At 70.0% G+C, this 1,641-nt stretch carries 2 protein-coding genes; one reads left to right on the forward strand and one right to left on the reverse strand.

The window, feature by feature from the left end; all coding sequences use genetic code 11:
• Window positions 1-133 precede the first annotated feature (133 nt).
• Complete coding sequence (locus WDV06_RS36830) at window positions 134-388, reverse strand: hypothetical protein (protein ID WP_395514155.1); 255 nt, start codon at window positions 386-388, stop codon at window positions 134-136.
• Between the two features lie 199 nt (window positions 389-587).
• Between WDV06_RS36830 and WDV06_RS36835 the strand changes: the two genes are divergently transcribed.
• A partial coding sequence (locus WDV06_RS36835) for a vWA domain-containing protein (protein WP_395514156.1) occupies window positions 588-1,641 on the forward strand: 1,054 nt, incomplete at its 3' end.

Below are 1,641 nucleotides of genomic sequence, written 5' to 3' on the forward strand. Positions count from 1 at the left end.
TTTTGAAAACATACAACTCCCCATGGTGGCAGGACGTTGACAAGCCGCGCCTGGGCGGACGCCCCCGGGCAACCCGGGGGGGGCGGCCGGGCGCGGGCGCCGTTCCGCCCCCGCGGCACGGGGTGTCCCGGGATCAGGCGCCCAGGTGGCTGCCCTTGAGCCACTCCTTCTCGCCGTCCTTGGCGCAGGTGGAGCTGTAGACCGGGCCGGCGAACGACGGGAGGTTGTGGGGCACCGCGGCGAACGAGGAGCAGTTCGACGAGTAGGCCTTGTGACCGCCGGAGAAGTAGTCGATGTCGACCCCGTCGTTGGCCAGGGCGGCACCGGCCCCGCCCAGCAGGATGCCGGCGGCCAGGACGGAAGCGGTGACGGCGGAACGAATGCGCATGACTCCCCTAAGGATCGGTGGAACGACGCGCGGTCGGTAGGCGCGTCGGCCGGTCCAACCGCCCAGGAGCCCCTGCGGGAACGGCCGTTCACTCAGATGCCACAGAAGTATCGTTTCACCCCCCTCCGGCCGTGCGGGGCCGATTGTCAGTGGCGGGTGCGAGGATCTGTTCATCGGTTCGGAAAAAGGGGGAGCGGCCATGTCCGGAAACCAGAACTACATCAATCACGTCGCCCTTGTGCTGGACGCCAGTTCGTCCATGTCACATCTCAGCGGCAAGGTCGTCGAAGTCGCCGACCAGCAGATCGCCTATCTGGCCCGGCGGTCGCAGGAACTCGACCAGGAAACCCGCGTCACGGTGTACGTCTTCGCCAACACGGTGGAATGCGTCATCTACGACAAGGACGTGCTGCGCATGCCGTCCCTGAAGCAGCTCTACCGGGTCGGCGGAATGACGGCCCTGCTGGCGGCCACGCTGAAGTCGCAGCGGGAGCTGGCGCAGACGGCCCAGCTGTACGGCGACCACAGCTTCCTGACGTTCGTGCTCACCGACGGCCAGGAGAACGCCAGCCACCGCTGCCCGGACACCCCTTCCCGGGACCCGCGGGCCCTGGTCGACGCCCTGGCGACGATGATCGAGACACAGCAGGACAACTGGACCCTGGCCGTGCTGGTGCCGGACCAGATGGGCAAGCGGGAGGCCATGCGGTGCGGGTTCCCGAAGGACAACATCGCCATCTGGGACGCCACGAGCACGCGGGGCCTGGAGGAGGCCGGGCAGGTCATCCAGGAGGCCACCGAGAAGTTCATGGTGGGTCGCACGAAGGGCATCCGGGGTTCGCGGGCGGTGTTCTCCGCCGGCGCAGACGCGGTCAACGAGGCGACCATCAAGGCCGCCGGTCTCACCCCGGTGGACCGGACGGAGTACGAGCTGATTCCGGTGACCCGGGACGCGGCGATCCGGGAATGGGTCGTGGAATGCGGGCACACGTATCGAACCGGTGCCGCCTATTACCAGTTGAACAAGTCGGAGAAGGTCCAGGCGCGAAAGCGGATCGCGGTACTGGAGAAGAAGACGGACCGCGTGTACACGGGGCCCGAGGCGCGCGCCCTGCTCGGCCTGGGGGGGGGGGGGGGGGGGCGGGGGGCCGCGCGGGGGGGGGGGGGGGGCGCCACCCCCCCCCGCCCCCCCCCGGCCCGGCGGGGGGGGGGGCGGGGGCCCCCCCGCCCCGGAGGCGCGGCGGGGTCTCAGG

Source organism: Streptomyces racemochromogenes (assembly GCF_044129415.1).
In the GTDB taxonomy this organism is placed as follows: domain Bacteria; phylum Actinomycetota; class Actinomycetes; order Streptomycetales; family Streptomycetaceae; genus Streptomyces; species Streptomyces racemochromogenes_A.